Source organism: Cohnella abietis (assembly GCF_004295585.1).
GTDB lineage: Bacteria > Bacillota > Bacilli > Paenibacillales > Paenibacillaceae > Cohnella > Cohnella abietis.
Window position 1 is genome coordinate 2,381,541 of sequence record NZ_AP019400.1, and the last position, 24,447, is coordinate 2,405,987.

The window sequence follows — 24,447 nt, forward strand, 5'->3', positions numbered from 1 at the left end:
GAGGTGATCGCATGACAACTGTAACTCACAAAATCAAAGAATCATCGGGCGATAGAACGTTCATGATCGTCGTGTACGCGATCTTGGCCGTCGTGCTGATCGTCGTGCTCTACCCGCTGATCTATATTCTCAGTAGCTCATTTAGCAGTCCGTCCGCCGTATCGGCGGGTCGGGTATGGTTATGGCCCGTTGATTTCTCGTTGAGGGGCTATGAAACGTTGTTCAAAAATCCGCAAGTGCTGACGGGGTACGGAAACTCCTTGTTCTATACGGCGTCAGGCACGATCATTAGCGTCACACTTACCGTGATGATGGCTTATCCGCTGTCGCGTAGATCGTTTTTCGGTCGTAATGCGATCATGATGATCGTTACGTTCACGATGCTGTTCAGCGGTGGACTCATTCCGACGTATATGGTCGTCAGGGAGCTTGGCATGATTGATACGCGTTGGGCGCTGATCATTCCGAACGCGGTCTGGGTATGGCAAGTCATTATTGCAAGATCATTCTTCCAATCCTCCATTCCTGACGAGCTCGTGGAAGCGAGCGAGATCGACGGATGCAGCGATTTGCGTTTTATGGGAAGCGTCGTCATTCCGTTGTCCAAACCAATCATCGCCGTACTCGTCCTCATGTATGCCGTCGGGCAATGGAACGCCTATTTCGACGCGTTGATCTATCTGAAGACCGCGGATAAGTATCCTTTGCAGCTCATTCTGCGCAGCATCATTATCCAGAATAACAGCGGCAATTCGGTGATGGACGCGATGAAGCAGGTCGAGAGGCAGCAGCTGTCGGAATTGCTGAAGTATTCACTAATCGTCGTGGCTACGCTACCGGTGTTGATCATTTATCCGTTCGTGCAGCGCCATTTCGTGCAAGGCATGCTCGTCGGTTCGGTGAAGGGTTAGTCAGCATCAAGAGGAACAATTGCAGCAGCAAGCTCAACAATCGCAATTATTCTCATTGGAAGGGGTGATCGTCATGTAGCGCGCCGTCGGCAACTCCTGTTTACGCGGAACGCTTTAACGCATTAACCTATCCGATTATAAGAAAAGGGAGCGAAAAAAAGCAATGAAAAAGAGAATCGTAAGTCTGTTAGCGCTTGTCTTAATTGCGAGCATGGTCCTGGCAGCCTGCTCCAAAAACAACAACGATGGTGGTAAGTCTTCCTCATCCGCGCCGTCGGATTCCGGTTCATCCGCCGTATCCGAGCAGCCTTCCGGCCCGGTCAAGATAAAGATGTTCGCCGTTCAAGAGCCGAATATCGATCTGGCGACGAACAAATTCACCAAGTTCGCAGAAGAGAAGTTCAATATTAAATTTACTTTCGAAGCAGTTCCTTCGGACGGGGCGAAGGAGAAACGCCAAATCTCGCTCGCGAGCGGAGATTATCCGGATGCTTATATGTTAACAGCTTACGTCGACCAATTTTCTCAGGCTGATCTGTTGAAATATGGTAAACAAGGTGTACTTATCCCGTTGAATGACCTGATTAAAGAGTACGCCCCGAACATCCAGGCGGCGCTGGATAGCAACGCGGATCTGAAAGCGTTCAGCGTAGCTCCGGATGGCAATATTTACGGATTGCCTGCTTACACGCAATGCTTCCATTGCTCTTATCCGAACAAAATGTGGATCAACACGAAGTGGCTCGATAACCTGAAGCTGGAAATGCCGAAAACGACTGAAGATTTCAAGAAGGTTTTGGAAGCGTTTAAGAACGGCGATCCGAACCAAAACGGCGCGAAAGACGAAGTGCCTTTGAGCGGCTCCACGGAAGATTTCGGCGTTCGAGTTGTGCCGTTCCTAATGAACGCTTTCGTCTACGACGACGATCGCAATCATCTGCTTTTGCAGGACGGCAAAGTCGGTTCCGCGGCAACGACTGAGGCATGGAAACAAGGCTTGACGTATATCAAATCCCTTTACGACGAAGGTTTGATCGATCCGGGCGCGTTCACGCAAAATGCTGAAGCGTTCAAGAAAATCGGGGAAAACGGCGACGCGCAAATTCTCGGCGCTGGAGCGGGCATGCATCCGGCGATCTTCGTCAACATCGACGTTGGCAACAAAAACTCGAAGGACTATAACCCGGTAACGCCTTTGATTGGCCCGAGCGGACAGTCGCTCGCTACTCACGATGGCGGTGGGGTATCTCCTGGTGCGAAATTTGCGCTTACGAACAAAGCAAGCAAGGAAGCTCAGATTTCCATGATCAGGTTGGTTGATTATATGTTCACTACGGAGGGTCAGACGAACGCGGCTTCCGGCTTGGAAGGCATCGACTGGAGGAAGCCGAAGGACGGGGAAGTTGCACTCGGAGAAGGCGTAACGCCGCAAGTGGCAACGATACCTGCAGTCGAAGGAGAGGCTCCGCGTAACGCTGGTTGGAGCGGCATGGGACATTTCTACATGCCTAAGGAATACCGCGATAGCTTCGTGCAAGGCACGGACATCTACGAATCTGCCAACTACGAGCGTCGTCTATACCAAGCGACATTGCTCTACCAAGGGCACGAGCCGAAAGAATTGTTCCCGCTGTGGGCGATCTGGCTCGATCCGGCTGACGTCGACGAAGCAAGTATACTGCAGACTAACATCCGCACGTTTATCGATGAGAATGCTCTACAATTCATTACCGGCCACAAAAAACTCGACAAGGATTGGGACGGTTACATCAAAGGCTTAAGCGATTTGAAGCTTGGCCGTTACCTGGAAATTCTGCAAAAGGCGTATGACGGATCTACCTTCAAAAAATAAGGATCGGCACTAGAACCAGGCGCTTTATCGGAGCATAAAGCGCCTGGTTTTTATCTTATTCGATAAGGGAGCTGAATGATGTGATCAGGTTTCGTGCGTTCGGTAAGGTACGGCTATGGCTCATCGTTATCGCAGTAGTGCTGACGCAGTTCGCAATACCGCAAGCTCAGGGTAATGTCGCCCATGCGGCGAATAACGGACTGGGCGCGAAGCCGTATATGGGCTGGAGCAGCTACAGCATGCAAGTGTATTCGAACAGTTCTACATGGATTTCGGCAGCGCAGATTAAGGCGCAGTCCGACGCGATGCACGCTACTTTACAAGCGTATGGCTATGAATACATCAACATCGACGCTGGTTGGAACGGTGGCATCGACGCTTACGGCAGACCGGTGCCGAGTACGACGCTCTACCCGAATGGTTTTCAGGAAGTAATCAATTACGTGCACGCTAACGGTCAGAAGATCGGCTTGTACATGATTCCGGGCATCTCACCTCAAGCGTACAATGCGGACCTCCCGATTTACAACGCCCCCGGTTGCACCATGAAAAACATTGCCGTGCTTCCGCTGAGGACGGCGGACTATTGGAATCTCGGATATAAGATCGATTTTTCCAACCCTTGCGCGCAGAAATATATCAATTCCATCGCCGATTTATTCGGCGCGTGGGGTATCGACTTTTTGAAGTTTGACAGTGTTACGCCGGCTCTGGACATAACGACACGACGATCGACTCACGCGGCGACGTGGCCGCCTGGTCGCAGGCACTTGCCCCGCACGGTATCTGGTTTGAGCTCAGTTGGGCTCTTGACCACAGCTACGTCGATACATGGAAGCAATATGCGAACGGTTGGCGCGTCAATTGGGACGTCGAAGCTTATCAGCCCGGTGTAAAGCTGACCGAGTGGAACAACATCGCGCGCCTTTTTCCGGACGCCGCGACCTGGTGGCGGGATGCGGGACCGGGAGGCTGGAACGACTTCGACTCACTTAACATTGGCAACGGCGCGATGGACGGGCTGACGCAGGACGAGCGGCGTACGGCGATGACGTTGTGGGCAATGTCTTCTGCTCAACTGTACACGGGTAATGACTTGACTAACTTGGACAGCTTCGGCATCGGTCTACTCACGAACGAGGAGGTTATCGCCGTTAACCAGGCGGGACGACCTGCGCATCCGGTATCGACCGCTTCCAATCAGCAGGCATGGTACGCCAATAACGGGGATGGCACATACACGGTGGCGCTTGTTAACCTTGGTAGCTCTGCCGCGAACGTTACCGTGAACTGGAGTGATATCGGCTTGAACGGCGCCGCGACTGTCCGCGATTTATGGACGCATACGGATCTGGGCACATTCAATACCGGATATACCTCGACCAGTCTGCCTTCGCATGCTTCTCGTCTGCTCAAAGTCAGGGCATCGGGCGGTTCGGTGACTGCGAACGACGATGATACAGGTATTAAATATACGGGCAGTTGGCAACGCAGCTACAACCGCGGCTTAGGCGACTATTTGGACGACGTTCATTTTACTCAGACGAATAATGACTACTTTGAATATAATTTTAACGGAACAGGCATCGAGCTCATTACGGAGAAGGACTCTTCGCAAGGCAACGTCGACATCTACGTTGATAACGTCTTTAAGCAAACGGTGAATACCTATAACGCGACCCGCCAGTCCCAACAGACCGTATACGCGATCAGCGGACTATCGAACGGCTCTCATAAGCTGAAAGCGGTGAAGAAATCGGGAACATACATGCTGCTGGACAAATTGCGTTTTAGCGTGCCATCGGCGATTCTGGTCAACGATACGGACGGGGCAATTACTTATTCGGGGACGTGGATTTACAATGGCAGCTGCGGTTTTGGGGATTACCAGGACGACGTGCACTATACGCAGACAAACAATGATTACGCGGAGTATTCTTTTAACGGAACGGGCATCGAACTAGTAACGGAAAAGGATTCTTCGCAAGGAAATATCGATATTTACGTAGACAACGTCTTTAAGCAAACGGTCAATACGTACAACGCAACCCGGCAAGCTCAACAGACAGTATATCGGATCTCCGGACTATCGAGTGGCAGTCATACGATCAAAGCCGTCAAGAAATCGGGAACGTACATGCTGATCGATCAATTCAAAGTACTCAGCAATAAAATCCAGATTAACGATACCGATCCCGGAATCATCCATTCCGGCGCGTGGTCGCTTAACAGCAATCGCGGATTTGGGGATTACAACAACGATGTGCACTTCACGCAGACGAATAACGACTATTTCCAATATACGTTCAATGGCACGGGCATCGAGCTCCTGACGGAAAAAGAAGCTGGGCAGGGGGACGTGGATATCTACGTGGACAACGTATTCAAAACGACGGTTAGCACGTACAACGCGACTCGTCTGATGAACCAAGTCGTCTATCAAATAACGGGTTTGACTCCGGGCAGCCATACGCTCAAAGCCGTGAAGAAAACGGGAACTTATATGCTTCTGGATTCGCTTAGAGTAACACCATAATTGAAGACGCAGGCTCTCCACACCATTGGAGGGCCTGCCATTTTGGAGGCTATGCATGAACATCATAGATCGGCTAAGAAAGCATAATTTGCGCTACGACCGTCCGGCTGCTACCTTTTTCGAAGGGGCATTGCTCGGGAACGGCGGCTTAGGCGCCGTCGTCACGACAAGACCGGACGCGATCGTCATTCATTTCGGACATAACGACGTCTGGGACATCCGGATCGCCGAAAATCATAAGGACGATATCGGTACGTTCGAAGAAGTATTCGAGAGGTTAAAAGCGATTCCGTCCCATTACGCCTCTCTTGATGAAGACGACTGGTACCGCGAGTACGTGAAGATGGCTTCGGAAAACTACGCTTTTCCTTATCCGAGACCGATGCCTTGCGGCACGTTGCTTCTCGGTTTTGATCAACGGACGACAGAGGTGCTCGGTCACGAGCTTCATCTTGAAAATGGACTGTGTGAGGTTCACTTGCTGACGGAGGGCGTACGTTCGATACTCCAGGTTTTCGTAGATCAGAAATCGGATCGGTTGTGGGTCGCGATGAAGGACGAGCCTGGCGTTAAGGGGCTCGCTTCGACTCCGATTGAACGGATCAAGCTGATTCCCGACCCGGAGACACCGAAGGATCTGCCGACTTATTCTGCCATCGTGGACGAGGCGAACAGAAAATTGGCTTTTCGTCAGCCGCTCCCCTATGCCGTTAACGGAATCGAGGGAGATGCCGAGGACCGTACGTTCCGGTTGTTGGCGAAGGTGTCAGGGGCGGATTCATTGCAACGCGGAACGGGGGATACGGAAGCGTCGCTGTCGTTGAATGCAGGGTGGGTCATCTGCGCGGTGCTCGAGCATGGACTTTCTTCGAACGTTCCGTCGGTCGAAGAAGACCTGGAACCGCTCGAGAAACGATCGGATGGGAAGTCATTCCCGTTCAAAGATGCGCTTACGGAATCGGGATCGGTGTGGCAAGAGTATTGGTCCCGCTCGGGGGTTGCACTAGCCGACGAAACGCTCGAAGCCGTCTGGTATCGTAATCTCTATTTCTTTAACTGTTCGGTGAAGCCGGACGCTTCTTGCCCCGGCATATTCGCGAATTGGAGCTATGGGAAGATCGGCGCGGAATGGCACGGGGATTACCATATGAATTACAATACGCAGCAGCCGTTCTGGGTCGCTTTCTCCAGCAACCATGCTGACAAGCATCTGGCGTACGCGAACATGGTCGATCACGTTCTTCCGGTCAGTCGCAAGTGGGCGCGCGAGTACTACGGTATGCGGGGCGCGTATTTCCCACATTCCGCTTTTCCTGTGCGGATGACGATGATGCCTTATCCGGTCCCGCATTGGGGGTGGGAAATTTGCGAGACACCATGGACGGTGCAGAGCTTGTGGTGGCACTATCTCTATACGATGGATAAGACTTTTCTGGCGGATCGCGCGTTCGGCCCGATGAAGGACGCGGTATTGTTTATGGTCGATTATATGAAACGTCCGGACGCAATTGGCGAACAGTGGGGAGACGGTCTATACCATATTTTCCCCACCGTCGTGCCTGAGCTGTATGAGTTGACGCCCGGCTTCCGCAAAAATAGAGATTGTATCGTTGATTTGACGTTGACGAAGTTTCTGTTTCGCGCTTTCGCACAAGCTTGTGAAACACTGGGCAAGGAAACGGAGGAAGCTGCACTGCTCGCGGAGACTTCGGAAGTGCTGAGCCGGTTTCCGGCTTATCCGACAGCGCAATCCGGGCGGGGGACGGTGTTTGTTTCCGTCGCGGGAGAGGATCCAGAAGTTGTCTACAACGTGCCGAATGGCATCTCGACGGTGTTCCCGGGCGAAGACCACGGCTTGCATTCCCCGGCAGAAGAATACGCGATCGCTGTTCAGTCCTACCGCAATCACCGGAACGAAGGTGGCAACGACCTCGTGTTCTATCCTATGGCCGGAGCCCGGCTTGGTCAGCTTGATTTGGAGCGGTTCAAAAGACAAATCGCTTATTGCATGCTTCCGAATGGCACCTGCACCGATAAACTGCTGCAGTCTGGCGGGCGATACTCAGATACGACCCCGTTCGACTACATGGCTCCGATGGGCATCTGGTTCGAGAATTTCGCGCTTCCGGCCGTCATTAACGAATGCTTGATGCAGAGCTATACGGGTGTGATCCGGTTGTTTCCGAACTGGCCAGAAGATAAACCAGCTGAGTTCTTCACTTTGCGTGCCGTTGGTGGCTTCCTTGTTAGCGCTGCAGTGGACGAAGGCGAAGTAAGCTGGATCGAAATCGTTAGCGAGGCTGGTTCTAAGCTTCGATTGCACGATCCGTGGAATGAAGGTCGAATGCTGGAACGCGATACGACGGTAGGAGAAAAGATTAGGCTGGTGAAGCAAGCGTGAGAGGAGGACATAACGTGTTTCATAATCGTGAAGGACTGCCCCGATTAAGGGAGAAGCTGCAAAGCAAGGAACCTGCTATCGTCGCTTTTCTGGGAGGGTCGATCACGGAAGGCTACGGTGCCTCCGAGCCAGATAAGACGAGCTGGCGGGCATTGACGGAAACGTATTTCACGTCGGAGTATCCGGAAGTTCGGTGGACATTCGTCAACGCGGGGGTCGGTGGGACGAATTCCTCCTTAGGCGCTCATCGGCTGCGGTCGCATACTCCATTGGAAGAGGGGATCGACTTGCTGCTCGTCGAATTCGCGGTCAACGACAGTCAGCATCGCGCTCGCTCGGAGGAAGGGAGAGCAGAGACGATCCGCGGTATGGAGGGGATTTTAAGGCAATGCCGGACATTATCTCCATCTGCGGATATCGCATTCCTCTATTCGGCGAACGAGGACAATCTTGCGGAAGCCGAACCGTTTTTCATTGCGGTCCACGAAGAAGTTGCTGAGCATTACGGAATTCCTTCCGTATCGTTCATGAGGCATGCTCGGGATTGGCTCGACGCGGGCAAAGGAAAGTGGGAGGAGTTCGCTCCGGACGGCGTACATCCCAGCGATGCGGGCTATGCTTTGTATGCGGAGGCGTTGCGTGGGTTTCTAGAGCATGCGTTAGGTGGTTCCGAGGAAACCGGGCGACGGGTGGGCAGCCGAGAGCTTGTTCTTCCTGCTCCGCTAAGGGAGGACAATTACGAATTAGCCGACATGTTGAAAGCGACTAGTTTGTACGACGTACAAAGTATGAGTTGGAGCGATAGGCCCGAACCTCTCGTGAATTGGCGATACGACGCCAAGCACCTTGCTTCCGAGGAAGCCGGAGCGGAGTTCAGTTTCGAGGTTTATGGGCGAGGTGCGGGACTGCTTCTGTTGTGCGGACTGGATACGGGAATATTCGAATTCTCCGTCAATGGGGAGGAATATCGAGAATATAACCCGTTCGACGAGTGGTGCCTGCTCTTCAATCGTCCTGTAATGGCTTTGCTCGCTTCGCGAGAGCAGGAGGTGACGTTGCGGATTCAAGTCAGGAACACGACGCGCAAGGACGAAAGAAGCATCGGCAATAAGCTGCGGGTACTAAGAATACTACGCCATTAGGGTGACATTATCACAGCACAATAACAATTAGCCAATATTTACATTGACTTCACAAGTGCCAAGGTGTTATGATGTACTTCGTTGTTGCGTTGATTTTCTTGATGCGATACACGATATGCGGCCATGGCGGAATTGGCAGACGCGCTAGATTCAGGTTCTAGTGTCAGCAATGACGTGGAGGTTCGAGTCCTCTTGGCCGCACCATAAATTAAACTCAGGAAGCCTACTCCGGTATGGCTTCTTTTCTTTTTGTCTGTATGGTGGGATACTGTAATGGGAGGCATGAAATCAGCGTTGTTGACGGATTGTTGACGGAATTTTTTTCTTCGATTTCTTAGAGGGATCAAATTAATTAAATTTGCTCGCGAGCTCCCGGCTTACTTTCTTTGTAACGTGTACATAGATATCATCGGTGGTTTGTTTCTGCTTATGTCCTAAGCGTTCCTGTTTTGCTTTCATTGAAGCGCCGGCTTCTATGAAGAGTGTGGCGCTGCTGTGACGTAGATCGTGCAGCCTTCGTCTTCGCTATCTGCCGTATGATCATTCTCTCCGGGAGCTTTAGCTTCCGGTATTTTCCTTTTTAATCTTTAAGTATAATGTCTAAAAATGTAAAATATCAGTCTTATAATTCCTTATTTTTCCTCGTATGATTGGAACATTACATACGAGGAGGAAAAAAGCTAATGAAAAAAATGTTAACCCTGTCCTTAGTAACAATGTTTTTCCTTTCAATGATTTCCCTTAATCCGGCTTTCGCTGGTAATCGGGTCTGGGAGTATTCAGATGAGATGCCAAGCCCGCTGGTCGGATTTGGTATGGTGAATGTGAATGGGGATATATATTTTTTTGGGGGTCAGACTACCACAACTGTAACGAATAAAGTAGAAGTCTATAATCCAACTTCAAATACACGGATAGCAAAATCCAACATGCCGACTGCAAGAGCCGGGTTTTCAACTGTCACTCTAAATAATAAAATATATACGTTTGGTGGATTTTCGGGAAATGCAGCTACATATGATGGTGGGCCGTTAAACACTGTAGAAGTGTATGATCTTGCAACTGATACATGGGCTAGTAAGGCAACAATGCCATCTGCTCGTGGTTGGGCAACTGCAGCCGTATATAATGGGAAAATTTATGTGTTCGGAGGGCTGGTAAGTAAGTCTGAAGAAGCCTCGAATACGGTTTTTGTTTATGATCCAACCACTGATACATGGGCAAACAAAGCGAATATGCCAGTAATTCAATATGCTCCTTCCAGTGTTGTAGTAAATAATAAGATATATATTGTAGGGGGGAGTACTGGGGCGTCACGCGTACAAAATACATTGTGGGAATATACTCCTGAAAACGATACCTGGATTAAAAAAGCGGGTATGGCTACTGCAAGATGTGCTGTCGCTGCTGTTTACTGGGATGGAGTTATATATGCCATAGGAGGAGCTACTTCTTCGAGCGGCACTAATGTAGTAGAAATGTATGATATCTCTAGTGATACATGGAAGTCTGCTCCGAGTATGAATGATTCAAGATGGGGGCATGCTTCAACTGTTATTGGAGGGAAACTATCTGTATTCGGTGGAGGTACCCAGTTTAATGCGATTAGTAAATCAGTAGAAATACTTACTATAGAAGACCCCTCTACACCAATCTACGACGGTAGGGCCCTCCTAACGATCTACATCTCCGGTGGCCAGATCAAGGAATATGACCTGTCTGCAGCTGAGCTTAATGCCTTCATTACTTGGTACGATACCAAAGATGCCGGTACGGGTCCAGCTAAGTACAAGTTCATTAAGACATGGAACAAAGGACCATTTAAGGCTCGTACTGAATATGTGATTTTTGATAAAATCTTAACTTTCGATGTGGATGAATATGATGCAGTAAATCCATAACATTGCATGGCCCGTTGGCTTCGGCTGGCGGTTTTTTTTATTTATCTTGTAATAGAACATGTGTTCGTATATAATGAGCAAACACACATTCCGTTAGATGAAAAATATGATGCTGAGAAGGTGAAGCTAAGTTTGCGGTGAGACTTACATTGAGCATGGAAGGGTAATATAAATTAATTTAAAGGAAAATAACATGAAGGGAGATAAGCAGGGATATCGAATAAATACGAGCTTAATGGGACAAACAAATAAAAAGAACATCCGTTCCGAAGAACGTGAGTTCCAATTGCCAAGCATTCCATAATCAGGGAAGATAGGAATATATTTTGTATACAACAACTGATTATTGGAAGGTGTAAAAAATTGAAAGTCTTTCTACCTGATCAATTTAATAGAGATACCATGTATTCCTTCATTGATGAAGTTTTAAATGAAGACGCATTACCAAAATCAACAGAGTTTGACTTTGACTTTACAAGACTAAATTTTATTCGTCCGGTTGGAGTGACAGTCCTTAGTAATTTAATTGGAAGACTTCAAAAACACGGTTCAAAAGTTACGATTACTTATCGTGTCCCGGATAGAAGAAAAAAATTCTGTCCCATTGCATTTCTAGATGATTCAATGTTCTTCAAGCACTACTTAGGCTCAACGCTAGATGATACCGCTTCTCTCAGGCCAACAACAAGACCTTTAGCTAATGTTACCTATGATAGAAGCTATGCTTATTTAGAGGAATCGATGTCTTGGTTGGCGGGTAAACTAAGTTTAACTAAGGAGTCTTTAGGTGATATCAAGACTTGTTTGAAAGAAGTTTTTAACAACATCAAGGACCACTCTTCAGAGAATATTGGCAATATTTTTATCCAACAGTACCCAAGTGAAAATACTGTAATGGTCGCCATCTCGGATTTCGGTGTAGGGATTCCGCGTGCAGTCCAAAATAGCCATGCAGGGGTAGATGATGCAATGGCACTTCAAATGGCTGTAAAAGAGGGTTTTACAACGAAATCTACACCTCGTAATAGAGGGGCAGGACTTGATTTTCTTTTGCACAATGTGGTTAAAAATAACAAAGGATGTGTTTACATCCATTCTAATCATGGTATACTGAGGGCAATTCATCAAAATGATGGTGCAGTGATCACAACCAAAAAAACAAGTGGGTTTTATCCCGGCACATTATTGGAGATTGAATTTAGAACTGATACCATCGAGTATATTGAGGAGGAATTCGCGTGGGACGACTAATCAAAATCATTGATCACGTCAGCCAATGTTACTCAAATGCAGATGGGGAAATTATACAGATACTCTTGAGGGAAAGATTGAGGAGCGGACTTAAAACTTCACTTTCTTTTGCTGGTATAGACGGAGCATCATCTTCATTTATAAACTCAGCTTTAATTGAGCTGTTGGATGAGTTCAGTTTTGATTTTATAAAATCTCATTTATCATTTACAGACACAACAAAGACAATTAATGAAACTATTAAGAAACGCTTTTCCTTTGAGGTAAATGAAAGAAAAAAGCTCATTAGCGTTTGAGTGACTTTGTTTACCTAAGATAAAACCCCACTAACCTGTATGGTTGGTGGGGTTATTTCGTATGTTGTCATCAAAGGGAATATTATGTATTGTTGTGAAAGAGGAGGAGTGGACATCGTGGGTTTTTGGAACAGTTTGAAAAATGGCGGACTTGGAAAAAGCGGAGGCATAAAGGGGTTGTTCGAGGAGATTGGAGAGAAAGTCCGAAAAAGTGACCTAAGCGTGAGAGACGTCTATCAACCCTCACGAATACTAAAAAGAACTGGTGAGAAAGTTGTACATAAAGTCAGACAGAAATCAGAAGTTATTGCAAACAACATAAATTCAAATTTTGGAACAAAAGTTGAAAACTTCAATGATACTGCAGTAAAATTCTCTTCAAACATCAAAAATGTTAAAGAAGCGATCAATCCGTTCAGTTACAGTATAATCAAGAAAGAAGCGGATCTAAATATTGGGGACCATATCTATGTTTTTCGCCTCGGCTACTCGCATCATGCCATTTATATGGGTTCAAATAAAGTAATCCATTACTTGCGTGAAGAAGGCATTCGTATAGATAGCATAGATACTTTCGCTCAAGAAGCTGTTATTCAAGTGAAACATAGTGTTTGTACTCATGAACCTTCTGAGATTGTTCGAAGAGCATTTAGTCGGATCGGTGAACGTGAGTATGATCTGGTTTCCAACAACTGTGAACACTTAGCAAATTGGTGTCGCAATGGACGATAGCATACCTTAAATCATTCCGTTCAAAATGAGCAGGAGGGGTAACCTCACTGCTCTGTTTTTGTCGACTTTTTAGTTTTTTTAGTATGCAAATAAATCAGCTATGATTACTTCGCCAGGAGAACCAAGATTATAAATAGAATTAGTCGACAATTGAGTTGCACCGACATAAAGTTTAACACGTTTAACCGCCCCAATATCTACTTCTCCGCTCACCACTCCACTTTTCTCATCAATTTGAAACTCCTTAAACACTAAGCCAGATTCATCATTGAAAAACTACTTTTATTGGTTCGGCTCCAACTTTTACGGCAGCTTTGAATGAAATTTTTTGATAGTTTTTGTTTGTATTAAGAAGGATAGATTTAAGTAATAAACTATTGTTAACTTTTACGTAGAAACCAGATTTGAATGTTTCATTACCTACAGTTAAAAGGTCAGGATCGGTTGTTGGACTACCTCCATCAGCTTTTTCGAACAACTTTCCTTTTATCAAATCAACCTTATTATCTTTTGCTCCAATAGTAAGTTTGTTCGTTTTAGGGTCAAAGCTGGCCACATATCCCAAGCTCTCGGATAATTCATTTACCGGGACATAGACCTTGCCATTATACGTAATGGGCCTGATTTCTTTTCCTTTATTATCTTTGGGCGTAAAAGACTTACCGAGGATTTTTGTTGTGATTGCATAATTAATTGTTGCTTTGATGTTTTCGATCTTTGCCGCTGCAGTAACGGTAGCTGTTACTAAGGAAGCAGCTAATACGGCGGAGATAATGATTAGTGTTCTTTTTTTATCAGATTTTCTCCTAAAATTACAATATTTGATTACTTTCTCATTTATTAGACCAATTAAAGGAAATGCCCTCCTTTTGTAGAAAGGTGATATAGGGAGGTGTTACTATTAGTAAAGACAAACTTAGGTATGCTATTTTGAAGGAAATTTCCAATGGCAATACTCCACTCTCTGAAGAGGAGTTAAGCGTCGATGGAAAAGAATTCGACGATGCTGTAAATTTCTTGGTGAGAGAAAAGTATTTAATTGGCGTAGAACATTATGATGACAGGCCTCAATTGCACAAGATTGGACCGGAACTTACCGAAAAAGGTGAGAAGTATCTCGAAGAAAATAGCACATTTTCCAAAACTTACAGAGGTTTAAAAGAAATAAGAGATTGGTTATGGTTGTAGCACCTTCGGGTGCTTTTTCTTTTGCGATAGCTCAGGAAAAGTTTCCTTACCTCTAAAATCATCATTACAACCAAATTCCCTAAATCCTCGAAACTTTACAATCAAATATTTGCCCGAGGGCTTCGGCTTTCGGGATTTTTGTCATTTAACTTTACATATTCGCACCAGTTCCGTATAGCAACTTTACATTCATATGTTCTCAGAAAAAGCCCGTCGACCAATTAAGGTTGACGGGCTTTTCTTTGTTCATACTATTCTAAATGATCTATCGCGTATTGCGCTTCCTCTTTGGTGAATTTTTCTCCATATTCTGAAATCAATTGATCGTAAATGTCCGCATCTGACATATTCATTTCCGCATATGATTTAGCCATTCTTTGTGCATTTTTTTTCCAATCAATAGTGATATTATCTATGGCATATTGAGCGGCTTCTTTAGGAAAATTTTCTCCATATTCAGAGGTCAGTTGATCGTAAATACCCGCCTTTGACATATTCATAGTCTCTGCGTAGGATTCCGCCATTTTTAATGCCGCCCTATATTCTCTAGGCACACTCTTCTCAGTAGCTGCCGGTGTTGGCGTCTCTTTATCCACTACCGGTGCATTCGTTGCCTCGGTCACAGTAGCCGAACTCGTCGGTACTGATCCACTTGCAGGCTTGAGAACTTCATTTTCCGGAGAGCAACCAGAAAGAAGTAGAGCGGCCATCGCGCTAGTGATTAAAACTTTCTTCATTCCAAATCCCCCAATTATAGGAATAAAATCTATTCCTAATGTTACAATAAGTGGCGGATTTTGACGAGTACTGGTTTTCAATGAGTATCTATGTAAAGGGCTATTTTACAAGAAAGAGCAGGAGGGAAGACCTCGCTGCTCTTATCATCAGAACTAGTTTTTGGGACTGTTTGAGTTAGGCTTTATTTTCATAAGGCTCACGGAGGGCGATTACCTTTTTTGGTAATGATTCCTTCTGATTGATTAGAAACACCGCGCTTTCTATTATTCTTCCATAGAGACTAGAGATTAAAGAGATATTTCTTTAGCTCAAATCAAGGTGGCATATAAAACGACTTGGGAGCAAGTTGAGACTGATCGTCAACGAAGCGGGTTACTGACTTTATGATGATTTCCTTTGCAGTCGGCCCAGTAGGGCACATCATCTTTAATACACATCCACAACGGAGAGTTGAAGAGTGTGTTCAATTCACTCTCATTATTGTATCCATTGAAATTCACCGGTATAACAGGACCGTCGCGATGATAAAACCTAGGCATGAACTTAGCTGTTATATATTGCGGATGAGAGGACATAAACCGATATAGTCTAAGGATTCTTGTGATCGCCCTGGATTCAGCGTGTTCAAATCGTACGAATACATTCACCTTAATAATTTTGCCACTTTCCTGATCTGTGACCGATGAATGGAGACCCATTCTTAATATTATCAATTGGAGAGTTGGAGCTTTTAGGAATAGATACCACAACTGCATTACCAGAAAAATTACAAATCTCACAGCAATAGCTCAGAATTCAAGCATCGTTCTTAATTGGTCAACTGTAACAGGAGCAACAAGCTATATAGTTCAAAGGAGTACTACGGTTGGCGGTCCATATACAGCCATTGCTAGTAATGTATCAGGCACAACTTATTCCGATACCTCTGCGGTGGCCGGTACGACCTATTATTATGTTGTACTCGCTGTTAATTCTAATGGTCAAAGTGGTCCATCTAATGAAGCTTCTGCTAAAATAGAAGCTGCTTCCGGCAGCAGAGCCTTACTGACGATCTACATCTCCGGCGGTCAGATTAAAGAGTATGACCTTTCCGCAGCTGAGCTTAATGCCTTTATCTCCTGGTACGATGCCAAAGATACCGGTACGGGTCCTGCTAAGTACAAGTTTATTAAGACATGGAACAAAGGACCGTTTAAGGCTCGTACTGAATATGTAATCTTTGATAAGATCTTAACGTTTGATGTAGATGAGTATGATGCATTGAATCCATAACATTGTATGGTCCAGGGGCTTCGGCTCTTGGGCTTTTTATTTTAAACTGTAGATAAAGCAGGAGAATCGACACGAAACGCGAAAATGTTAACTACTGGAATATAACTTCAAGGAGTGGACTTGGTGAAATCTTTTTTAAGACTTACTGTACTTGTACTACTAATAACGGTTGCAGTTGGGTGTAGTGGGGGGAGTAGTTTCAAGCCAAATACCTTTTCGTCATCAGATATGTGTATTGTTAAGATCAATAACAAATCAAAGGTGTGTTACGGGGATTCCCGGTCTCAAGCTGAGAAAGTTTTGGGCTCAGGGACAAAGTCTCCATTCGGTTATGAGTATGATTTCGGGGTGAAATTAGCGTTTCGGGATGACAAAATTGTTTTCCTCTCTTTCGATGAAGATGCAAAAGGGGTTTATAGAACTGCACGCGGAGCCAAGATTGGAATGCTAAATAGCGACGTTAAAAAGCTATACGGCAATAAGTATTCAGGTGAAGACGGGATTTATTTAGGGTATTTTTATGATTCAAAAGACAAAAAGTTTATTGACGAGGTGCCACCGACATGGACAGACCCTAATTCTGATATTGGAGTGAACACTTTTGTATTACAAGCATATTTTGACGATAACGGGTACACAGATCGGATTATGTTGATTGATTACCAATATGCAATAAAAATGCAATGACAGCCGCATCAAATTACCAAGAGTTTGGGATTATCAAAGAGTATCTATGTAATTAGGAATCTTTGACAAGGTGCTTCCCGTTGATCTAGAAGTAGTAGTAAATCCATAACAATGTGTGGCCCGTTGGCTTCGTCTGACGGGCTTTTTTTATAAAAAAGAGCCCAGAAGGGCTCCATACTATTTAACCTTAAACCAAATGCCGCCCGTGCCATCATATTTACGACCGAACGCTAACAGTGGAGCAGAATCATCTTTCTGGACTTGGAATACTGCCCAGCCAGTGTTGGAAGCTCCTGTATATAAATTAGAGTCAAGTTTAGGATCGGGAGAAACGGCAAACGCCGCATAACCGTAATCTTTACCTGTAGTAGACACAAGAGTGAAGGATCCACCGCTGATACTTATTTGAGCGTCCGTTTTAGCGGTCTTTGTGACGGTAACACTAATCTTTGCGAGAAGATATTCAAATCCGCTCACCGCCTCAGAATTAAATTGATTAGCTTCTTGGATTAGCTTCCAAGCTTCTTCACCTCTAATTGCTTCGTCAACCGAAATAGTTGCGCTGTATTTTTCGATAATATTATCAATCGAGATGCTTGCCTTTGTTTTGAGTGGAGCAGGATTGCTGCGGGCTAGGCCGATATTCGACTTAGGAGCAGTTTTAGGTGTGATGGCTATCGTTTCAGTTTTTTTGTCGTAATTGTAATCTAGCCCGCCTATAAAATCGGTAATTGTTTTAATGGGGGCATAAAGAGTTCCGTTAATCTCACGAACATCTGTCTTGACTACTTTTCCATCGAGTTTTAATGTGTACTTTGTCGCTGCATAAGAACCTAAAGTGAATGAGGCAAGAATCAACAACATTACTGTAGAGATGATAAAAATTTTCTTCTTCATATTTACCTCGAGGTTGTCTCCATCGGCTGGAGGATTTGCTATCACATAATTACCTATAGTCTACATGAAATGTCTGGTCGTGGTGATATGTGGAAGAAAACCCAATATAAATAACCCCAATAACATATGGTCAGTAGGGTTTTATTCGAGTCTAGTTGAAGTGTATTTCTTAATCACTATGTAACCACTTATTATTACAATTTCTCCCAAAATTAAATTTCATTTTGCATCATATCCATTAATGAACTGTGCAAATCTTGATCTATTATTCCGGATAAGTCAATCCTATTAATTACAGCACGCTCAAGGTCGCTATTAATACTTTTGATTATAGTTTTAGATAAATCGCCTTCTATTTCTAATATCCCACTATATGTTGTCTGATAATATAACCCCCAAAACAATCCTATGTTTTTATTCAAGACCATTGTCTTTACTGAATCATCTTCTTCATGAAAGACATCAGAATCCATAGCAATTTTTTTGTTTAATGCCCAAATAATAAAATTATATACGTTTCCTTCTTTGTCTATTTTTTTAAGCTCAATAAAGTAATACAAAAATATTATTTGATGTATTGATTGGAATTGTACATAATTCAATATGAAATTATTAAGTTCATTAGTGCTAAGCTCTTCAGTTTTAACGCTGTTGAAATTTCCTAGAGCAAAGTATAAGTTATATTTAGTCTCCATTACGGTTTCACGTACTTGCTCCAAAGATGTGTTCATAATTGCATTTTGATCAAGTTGCTCTTGCAATGAAGAGGAAATTTGCTTGAATCCCGTATTCATATGATTAATTGTTTGTTCTAAGCTATCTCGCAATTCTGCCACTGTTTCATTTAATCGGAGAGATACTTGTTCATTCGTTCTATCAAGACTGGATGTTACACTCTCTATTCTTTTTGCAGAAGTGTCTAGTTTTTCATTTGAACTACCGTAAATAGAATTCTGATAAAATGCATAAATTAATGCAGCAACAGCCAGTATGATACTACTTAAAGTACCTGCAAATCCTATGTACGATACTACCTCATTACCGTTTTTACCGTAAAAAAAAGAAAACAAAAGCAATCCTGTCCAAACTAGGAAAGCTATCATGTACCTATAATGAAGCTTTTCTTTGTCATTCAATCAATTCGCCACCCTACGACATTTTTATACATAATATTCGAGGGGGCAAATGGAAAATCCTTCTTGTCTGAGCTTATTTCTTACACCCTCCACGAAATAGTCCCATTCCAAGAAAAAGACCTCCAACCCGCTTATAAAGCGTGGATGGAGGTCTTTCCAATTCATCTTATTTCGTTAACAACCAAGCGTCGATTTGCTTTTGCTTCTCGGCAATGATCTTGTCGAGGCCAGCTTGCTTCATACGTGCGTTGAACTTAGGAAGGAATACTTCAGGATCCACTGTTCCAGTTGCAATGCTAGGCAGCAACTCGTCTCTCACGTTCGCAACAGCTGCGATTTCTGTCTTGACTGGCTCAGCGTCGAAATTAAAGCCAAGGATTTTGCTCGGTACGCCAGAATCGTTATACTCTTTGAACAAATCCCATTTCTTGGTGTTTTGTCCTTTTGTGAAATGATTCAGGAATTGGTTTCCGAACTCCCAGAAAGCATTAGGGAAATAGCCGGAATTTTGTCCAGTTAAGCCAGGTGCGAAATCAATAACGTTATCGACGTCTGTTCTCACAAAATGTGTACCTTCTACGCCGTAGTTAAGGATATTGTTGACGATAGGATCTGTATTTACTAGCTCAAGGAACATCAAAGCGCGTTCAGGATTTTTGGATGACGATACTACTGCATTCATTGAACCTTGAGTGTCATTGGATGTGATAAAAGGTGTTGTAATAGAGAACTGTTCAAGCGGGAAGCCGTAGGATGCGCCTACTTCTTCATTAGCAAGTGGCTTTGTCGTTCCGCCTAGTAAGAAAACTTTCTTTCCTTTTCTATCTGGCGCGCCATCTTTTACGATTGCAGCATCTTTACGAACATATCCAGCTTTGTAGTACTTGTGCATTGTTTTGAATATCTCTTTATATTCGGGTGTTTCGTACTCATTAACTACAACTGTATCTTTGTTCTTGTACAGCATTCCGGGAATATTTTGATCGCCTACAGGATCAAAGTCAAGGAATGTCATAGCAAAGTTCATGTTATAAACCCCACCTAATGGAGAAACATTAGGGTCTTTTGCTTTTACTGTAGCTAAAATAGGTTCGAGATCTTCCAGTGTCGGTATTTTAGTCTGGAATGCTTTCAATTGGTCTTCCAAGCCATACTGCTTGGCAAGCTCCGTGCTATAAGCAAAGCCGTTCGTATGAGCGATTTCTTTACTTGTCGGGATAGCATAGATTTTTCCTGCAACTCTGGCGCCTTCAAAAAGAACCTTAGGTAAGTTTTCTACTGTTTTAGGAGCATATTTAGGCAGCAAATCGGTAATATCCGCGAAATATCCTTTGGCTACGCTTTGCGGGAATTGGCTCCAGCCTGCGGTGAACATAATATCTACATTAGAACCGGACGCGAGCAGAACAGGGAACTTATCCTTCCAGCTTCCCCAATCAACAAAGTTAAGATGTACAGTTGCGTTGATCTTGTCTTTCAAATAATCGTTTAGTGCTTTTTCAACTAGCTTAGTATCCTTTTGTGGAGCTGCTGGCAAATACCAGTTTAATTCAACAGGCGCAAGCTTCTCTTGCTCAGGTTCAGATGCTGTTTCAGTTGCTGCTTCAGTTGTACTTGCTGGTTGACTAGCTGTTTCTTTCGTTTCAGTAGCACTTGTCTTGTTGTTATTGGAGCCGCATCCCGTAAGAACCATGCTGAATGCAAATACGGATATCATGGCCCAAACTAATGCCTTTTTCGTAAAGCGCATCGTAATCCCCCTCAAAATTTGAAATATTTATTTACTAACCGTTTAGAAGCCTGTACACAGCGTCTAAATGGGATTAGCCCTTAATTGCGCCTATCGTCAAGCCTTTGACAAAATACTTCTGAAAGAAAGGGAAAGCTAGAATGATGGGGCCAATTGTAACGATACATAATGCCATTCTAGCACTTTGGCCTGGAAGATCAGCCATCGTCATTGCTCCCTGTCCTGATAGCGAAGATATCTGAATTAAATATTCCAACGTAGATTGAACCCGATACAGAAGGAACTGCAAAGGAATTAATTTTTCGTCGGTAATGTACAAAAGCGCTGTAAACCAGTCATTCCAGTAATGAAGAGTATTAAATAAGCCAATCGTTGCCAGCGCGGGCGTCGATAGTCTTAGAATAATAGAGAAGAAAATTCGCCATTCTCCTGCGCCGTCGATCTTCGCGGCTTCCACGAGAGAGTCGGGGATGCTGGAGGTGAAAAATGTTTTCATAATAATGACATACATTGGCGATACCAGCAAAGGAAAGATCAGAATAAATAGCGTATCGCTCCAGCCTAAGACATTGGAATAGATCATGAACGTCGGAACGAGTCCGCCATTAAATAGCATTGTGAAAAATACCAAGAAGGAGAAAAAGTTTCTATATTTGAATTCCTTTCTTGAAATCACGTAAGCATACAGAGCGATGATAAACACGCTGAGAAGAGTTCCAGCAATTGTTATGAATAAGGAAACGCCATAGGATCTAATAATTTGCTCAGTGTCGCTAAAAATATATTCATAAGCTTGAAAGCTGAATTCTTTCGGAAAAAAGCTGTATCCGTTCGCAGTTAGTGTGCTCTCGCTCGTAATGGATACCATGAATATTAGAATGAGAGGTCCAATACACAAGGCTACGAAAAGAACAAAGATCATATGAAAGAGAATGTTTGTCGGTGTGGAGATTTGATTTTCAATATTCGATTTCTTTTTAGCTATCGAAGCCATAGGAGTTCACCTCTTACAAATTATTAGAACAACACATGATCTTTGTTTATTTTTTTGACAATGAGATTGGCTCCAAGCACCAGCACTAAGCCTACGAAAGCCTGATACAGTCCTACTGCGGTTGACATGCTAGGATCGCCCATGACTCTTAAGGCATTGAACACGTAGGTGTCGATGACAAGGGTCACCGGATAAAGTGCGCCTGAATTCTGAGTGACTTGAAAGAATAGGCCGAAGTCCGCGAAAAATATTCTTCCAATAGATAATAGAGTTAAGATAATCATTAAGGGTGTTAATAAAGGAACCGTGATATTAATAGCTTGCTTCCACTTATTGGCTCCATCGATAACGGCTGCTTCGTATAATTCCGTATCAATGCTGGATATTCCAGCGAAATAGATAATGGTGTTAAATCCTAGTGTTTTCCATATGGTGACCAATGGGAGAATATAGAGCCAGTATTTAGGTTCCGAGTACCATGCAATCGCTTCAAACCCTAGTGGCTCGACAATGTATTTATTAATAAAACCGGCGTCAATACTGAAGAATGCGAAAGCAAGGAAAGAAACGACGACCCACGACATGAATTGAGGTAAAAACATGGCCGTCTGATAAAATTTGGCGAGCTTGCTATTTCTTATCTCGTTTAGCATGATGGCGCTCGGAACAGCGGTTACCAATGTTAGGATAATAAAAAGGCCGTTGAATAAGATCGTGTTGCGGGTAACGCTAAAGCCATAGGAGGTGTTGAGGAAAAATTCGAAATTCTTAAACCCAACCCATTCGCTTGAAAACAAGCTTGTGATAAAGTTTCCTGAACTCATCTTAAAGTCTTTGAATGCCAATATTACACCGAACATCGGAAGGTAATTATTGATTATCAAAACGGTCAGTACAGGGATCAGCATAATAAATAAGGCTTTGTTTTTGTTCAATTCATGAAATAAGGAATTTGATTTCTTCCGACCGCTCAGCTTGAGCATGATTGCCACTCCGTTTCTCTCTCTGTCTTTGCTTTACTGTTCCTATTATGGTTTCTATCCCCGTTAGGGTAAATGGACTCATCTATAGGGGAGTGTAAAATTCTATACTCTTTTTATGCAGGGAGAACAGAGACAAGGTTATGCAACAATACGCGAAATGGCACGATCGTTTAAACGATCGTGCCATTTCGCGTTGCGGAAGAGACTGTCGGGAGCTGCGCGATAGGATTCATTTAAGACCCATAGGGTTTAGAGGATTAAAGTTGGGAAAATAATAATGGTTAATGTTTACCGTCTTTGAAGTCACTGCTATATCAAGCAATGTATTCAGACGGCTGCTTTCCTCGAGCAACGATGGATCGTCTTGATTTCCTACGAGAGCTTCCTGATAGATTTTTTTGCGCGACCATTCTTCTAAGCTAAGTGGTGTATCGGGATAGACGGAATCATTGGGACTAGGCAGAAACTGTCGAAAATGCGAAGTGCCCATTTGAACGGTCAGGTCGCTCGCTTGTCTTTTAATAACAGGAATCATGCTGCTATGGGCGAACAATTGACCAATGTATTCATCAGAGTAGAGAAATTCCCACACCTTGGCTGCTTCTTTCGGGTAAGCTGTCCCCGAGCCCACGACATTCCAACCTGCTGTATCGATTTTAATTGCGCCTTTGCCTATACTTGCATTGTCTATCGCCGGAGGTAGGGCAACGCCCCAATCGCTCTTCGGAGAGAATTGGTCAAAGAGCAGAGAGGCTTGCCAGCTGGAGGCGATCATCATACCGATGTTACCGTCTGCGAATTGTGCCATGGCTTGACTGCTCTTCATGTTCTCCATTCCCGGAAAGACGCCGCCGTTATCATTCAGCTCTTTCATGGTTTTGAGCCAAGGCTTATATACGGTCAAATCGTACTTTCCTGCCTTATAGTCGTAAAAATGCACTCCGCTGTACCCGTTTATGGCTTCCATAGGCTGAACGAAATCCATCCATACTTCTCCCATGGGCATCGCAATACCATATTTGCTTCTACCGATTTCGTTATTGCTAATGATTTGAGCTGCTTCCACCAGCTTGGAGAAAGTCCTTGGTGGAAAGTCGGAATCTAGACCAGCTTCTCTAAATAAATCCTTATTGTAAATTAGCCTGTAAGTCAGTTGATTGGAGGGAAGAGAATACATGTGATCTAGGCTGTCTAAGAGCTCCCTAGAGGAGTTTACGGCCCAGTCGGGAAAGGAAGATAAAAACGCAGGGCTTATCATTGGAGAAAGATCGGTTACCCATTCCTTAGTGATATAGCTGTTTAGCCACTCTCTTGGGAGCTCATATACATCAGGACCACTTCCGGATGCGTTCAGTCTGTTCAGCGTTTCAATGTATCTATCAAGAGGGATATTAAGTAAATCAATTTGAATATTTTCCTTGTTATTCTCATTAAATTTGCTGATCGCTTCTTCTACGAATTTCGTTGAAGGAACTGACCATTGGGCGAATTGAATATGGATTTTAGCGGGTTGCGAATTCATCGAAGTCTCTACATCTTTCTGTACTGTAGCTTCCTCTTTATACAACTCGTCATTGCTACATCCAACGCCTAAACAGGTTAGCAACGTTATCGATAGGCTTAAGACAACGAACCATCTGCGTTTATTTTTCATTCTCTCACCTCTAGTGACCCTATTCATTTCATGTTGCGTTTTGGTTATTATTGTATTATATATTAAATGCAAACGATTTAAATAATTCTTTTTCAGCTAAATTCTAGTTGGGTTCTCTTTTAAAAC

General features: G+C 44.2%; 23 protein-coding genes and 1 tRNA gene. 14 read left to right on the plus strand and 10 right to left on the minus strand.

Annotated features, from left to right (window positions below; translation table 11 throughout):
- Window positions 1-11: 11 nt before the first annotated feature.
- The 7 genes from KCTCHS21_RS10130 (at window position 12) to KCTCHS21_RS10155 (ending at window position 9,046) form a co-directional block, all read left to right on the plus strand.
- Window positions 12-911: a carbohydrate ABC transporter permease gene (locus KCTCHS21_RS10130; RefSeq protein WP_130607347.1), complete on the plus strand. Its 900-nt coding sequence runs from the start codon at window positions 12-14 to the stop codon at window positions 909-911.
- A gap of 163 nt (window positions 912-1,074) precedes the next feature.
- On the plus strand, window positions 1,075-2,763 hold the full coding sequence (locus tag KCTCHS21_RS10135; protein ID WP_130607349.1) for an extracellular solute-binding protein: 1,689 nt from the start codon (window positions 1,075-1,077) through the stop codon (window positions 2,761-2,763).
- 80 nt (window positions 2,764-2,843) lie between these two features.
- Window positions 2,844-3,659: an alpha-amylase family protein gene (locus KCTCHS21_RS31670; protein ID WP_232058148.1), complete on the plus strand. Its 816-nt coding sequence runs from the start codon at window positions 2,844-2,846 to the stop codon at window positions 3,657-3,659.
- Window positions 3,548-5,299 carry a glycoside hydrolase family 27 protein gene (locus KCTCHS21_RS10140; RefSeq protein ID WP_232058232.1) on the plus strand — a complete coding sequence of 584 codons (1,752 nt, stop codon included), beginning with the start codon at window positions 3,548-3,550 and terminating at the stop codon, window positions 5,297-5,299. The genes KCTCHS21_RS31670 and KCTCHS21_RS10140 overlap by 112 nt, the downstream gene beginning before the upstream one ends.
- A 25-nt stretch (window positions 5,300-5,324) precedes the next feature.
- Window positions 5,325-7,700 (plus strand): glycosyl hydrolase family 95 catalytic domain-containing protein, encoded by a 2,376-nt coding sequence (locus KCTCHS21_RS10145; protein ID WP_130607351.1) that lies wholly within the window; start codon window positions 5,325-5,327, stop codon window positions 7,698-7,700.
- A 14-nt stretch (window positions 7,701-7,714) separates the two neighbouring features.
- Window positions 7,715-8,842 carry an SGNH/GDSL hydrolase family protein gene (locus tag KCTCHS21_RS10150; RefSeq protein WP_157994005.1) on the plus strand — a complete coding sequence of 376 codons (1,128 nt, stop codon included), beginning with the start codon at window positions 7,715-7,717 and terminating at the stop codon, window positions 8,840-8,842.
- 117 nt (window positions 8,843-8,959) lie between these two features.
- Window positions 8,960-9,046: transfer RNA gene (locus tag KCTCHS21_RS10155), tRNA-Leu, on the plus strand.
- A gap of 144 nt (window positions 9,047-9,190) precedes the next feature.
- On the opposite strand, the gene KCTCHS21_RS10160 is transcribed toward KCTCHS21_RS10155, so the two are convergent.
- The gene (locus KCTCHS21_RS10160; protein ID WP_130616442.1) at window positions 9,191-9,355 is read right to left on the minus strand and encodes a tyrosine-type recombinase/integrase; all 165 of its coding nucleotides are present in this window, start codon (window positions 9,353-9,355) and stop codon (window positions 9,191-9,193) included.
- A gap of 170 nt (window positions 9,356-9,525) precedes the next feature.
- Here KCTCHS21_RS10160 and KCTCHS21_RS10165 point away from each other — a divergent pair, with 170 nt between their 5' ends.
- The 4 genes from KCTCHS21_RS10165 (at window position 9,526) to KCTCHS21_RS10180 (ending at window position 13,022) form a co-directional block, all read left to right on the plus strand.
- Window positions 9,526-10,743 carry a Kelch repeat-containing protein gene (locus KCTCHS21_RS10165; RefSeq protein WP_130607355.1) on the plus strand — a complete coding sequence of 406 codons (1,218 nt, stop codon included), beginning with the start codon at window positions 9,526-9,528 and terminating at the stop codon, window positions 10,741-10,743.
- Window positions 10,744-11,106: 363 nt separating this feature from the next.
- Window positions 11,107-11,994: an ATP-binding protein gene (locus KCTCHS21_RS10170; protein ID WP_130607357.1), complete on the plus strand. Its 888-nt coding sequence runs from the start codon at window positions 11,107-11,109 to the stop codon at window positions 11,992-11,994.
- Window positions 11,982-12,290, plus strand: a complete 309-nt coding sequence (locus KCTCHS21_RS10175) for an STAS-like domain-containing protein (RefSeq protein WP_130607359.1) — start codon at window positions 11,982-11,984, stop codon at window positions 12,288-12,290. Before KCTCHS21_RS10170 ends, KCTCHS21_RS10175 begins: the two co-directional genes overlap by 13 nt.
- Window positions 12,291-12,407: 117 nt before the next feature.
- Window positions 12,408-13,022: a lecithin retinol acyltransferase family protein gene (locus KCTCHS21_RS10180; protein WP_157994006.1), complete on the plus strand. Its 615-nt coding sequence runs from the start codon at window positions 12,408-12,410 to the stop codon at window positions 13,020-13,022.
- A 78-nt stretch (window positions 13,023-13,100) separates the two neighbouring features.
- Here the strand turns inward: KCTCHS21_RS10180 and KCTCHS21_RS30875 are convergent, their stop codons facing one another.
- Window positions 13,101-13,274, minus strand: coding sequence for a hypothetical protein (locus KCTCHS21_RS30875; protein WP_157994007.1), 174 nt, complete (start codon window positions 13,272-13,274; stop codon window positions 13,101-13,103).
- 13 nt (window positions 13,275-13,287) lie between these two features.
- Complete coding sequence (locus tag KCTCHS21_RS32030) at window positions 13,288-13,908, minus strand: stalk domain-containing protein (protein ID WP_130607363.1); 621 nt, start codon at window positions 13,906-13,908, stop codon at window positions 13,288-13,290.
- 44 nt (window positions 13,909-13,952) lie between these two features.
- On the opposite strand from KCTCHS21_RS32030, the gene KCTCHS21_RS10190 reads away from it, so the two are divergent.
- On the plus strand, window positions 13,953-14,210 hold the full coding sequence (locus KCTCHS21_RS10190) for a YjcQ family protein (protein WP_232058151.1): 258 nt from the start codon (window positions 13,953-13,955) through the stop codon (window positions 14,208-14,210).
- Window positions 14,211-14,461: 251 nt separating this feature from the next.
- On the opposite strand, the gene KCTCHS21_RS32090 is transcribed toward KCTCHS21_RS10190, so the two are convergent.
- Window positions 14,462-14,947, minus strand: coding sequence for an Ltp family lipoprotein (locus KCTCHS21_RS32090; RefSeq protein ID WP_130607367.1), 486 nt, complete (start codon window positions 14,945-14,947; stop codon window positions 14,462-14,464).
- A gap of 676 nt (window positions 14,948-15,623) precedes the next feature.
- On the opposite strand from KCTCHS21_RS32090, the gene KCTCHS21_RS31110 reads away from it, so the two are divergent.
- Window positions 15,624-16,220 (plus strand): fibronectin type III domain-containing protein, encoded by a 597-nt coding sequence (locus KCTCHS21_RS31110; RefSeq protein WP_130607369.1) that lies wholly within the window; start codon window positions 15,624-15,626, stop codon window positions 16,218-16,220.
- Between the two features lie 123 nt (window positions 16,221-16,343).
- Window positions 16,344-16,907, plus strand: a complete 564-nt coding sequence (locus tag KCTCHS21_RS10205) for a hypothetical protein (protein ID WP_130607371.1) — start codon at window positions 16,344-16,346, stop codon at window positions 16,905-16,907.
- Window positions 16,908-17,084: 177 nt separating this feature from the next.
- Here KCTCHS21_RS10205 and KCTCHS21_RS10210 read toward each other — a convergent pair whose 3' ends face one another.
- The 6 genes from KCTCHS21_RS10210 to KCTCHS21_RS10235 all read right to left on the minus strand — a co-directional run bounded on the left by KCTCHS21_RS10210 (window position 17,085) and on the right by KCTCHS21_RS10235 (window position 24,321).
- Window positions 17,085-17,804, minus strand: coding sequence for a hypothetical protein (locus KCTCHS21_RS10210; RefSeq protein ID WP_130607373.1), 720 nt, complete (start codon window positions 17,802-17,804; stop codon window positions 17,085-17,087).
- 212 nt (window positions 17,805-18,016) lie between these two features.
- Window positions 18,017-18,940 carry a hypothetical protein gene (locus KCTCHS21_RS10215; RefSeq protein WP_130607375.1) on the minus strand — a complete coding sequence of 308 codons (924 nt, stop codon included), beginning with the start codon at window positions 18,938-18,940 and terminating at the stop codon, window positions 18,017-18,019.
- A 166-nt stretch (window positions 18,941-19,106) separates the two neighbouring features.
- Window positions 19,107-20,690 (minus strand): ABC transporter substrate-binding protein, encoded by a 1,584-nt coding sequence (locus tag KCTCHS21_RS10220; protein WP_130607377.1) that lies wholly within the window; start codon window positions 20,688-20,690, stop codon window positions 19,107-19,109.
- A gap of 73 nt (window positions 20,691-20,763) precedes the next feature.
- Window positions 20,764-21,684, minus strand: a complete 921-nt coding sequence (locus tag KCTCHS21_RS10225) for a carbohydrate ABC transporter permease (protein WP_130607379.1) — start codon at window positions 21,682-21,684, stop codon at window positions 20,764-20,766.
- Window positions 21,685-21,707: 23 nt separating this feature from the next.
- A complete protein-coding gene (locus KCTCHS21_RS10230; RefSeq protein WP_130607381.1) occupies window positions 21,708-22,667 on the minus strand; it encodes an ABC transporter permease in 960 nt (319 codons plus the stop codon).
- A gap of 229 nt (window positions 22,668-22,896) precedes the next feature.
- A complete protein-coding gene (locus KCTCHS21_RS10235) occupies window positions 22,897-24,321 on the minus strand; it encodes an ABC transporter substrate-binding protein (protein ID WP_157994008.1) in 1,425 nt (474 codons plus the stop codon).
- Between the last annotated feature and the right edge of the window lie 126 nt (window positions 24,322-24,447).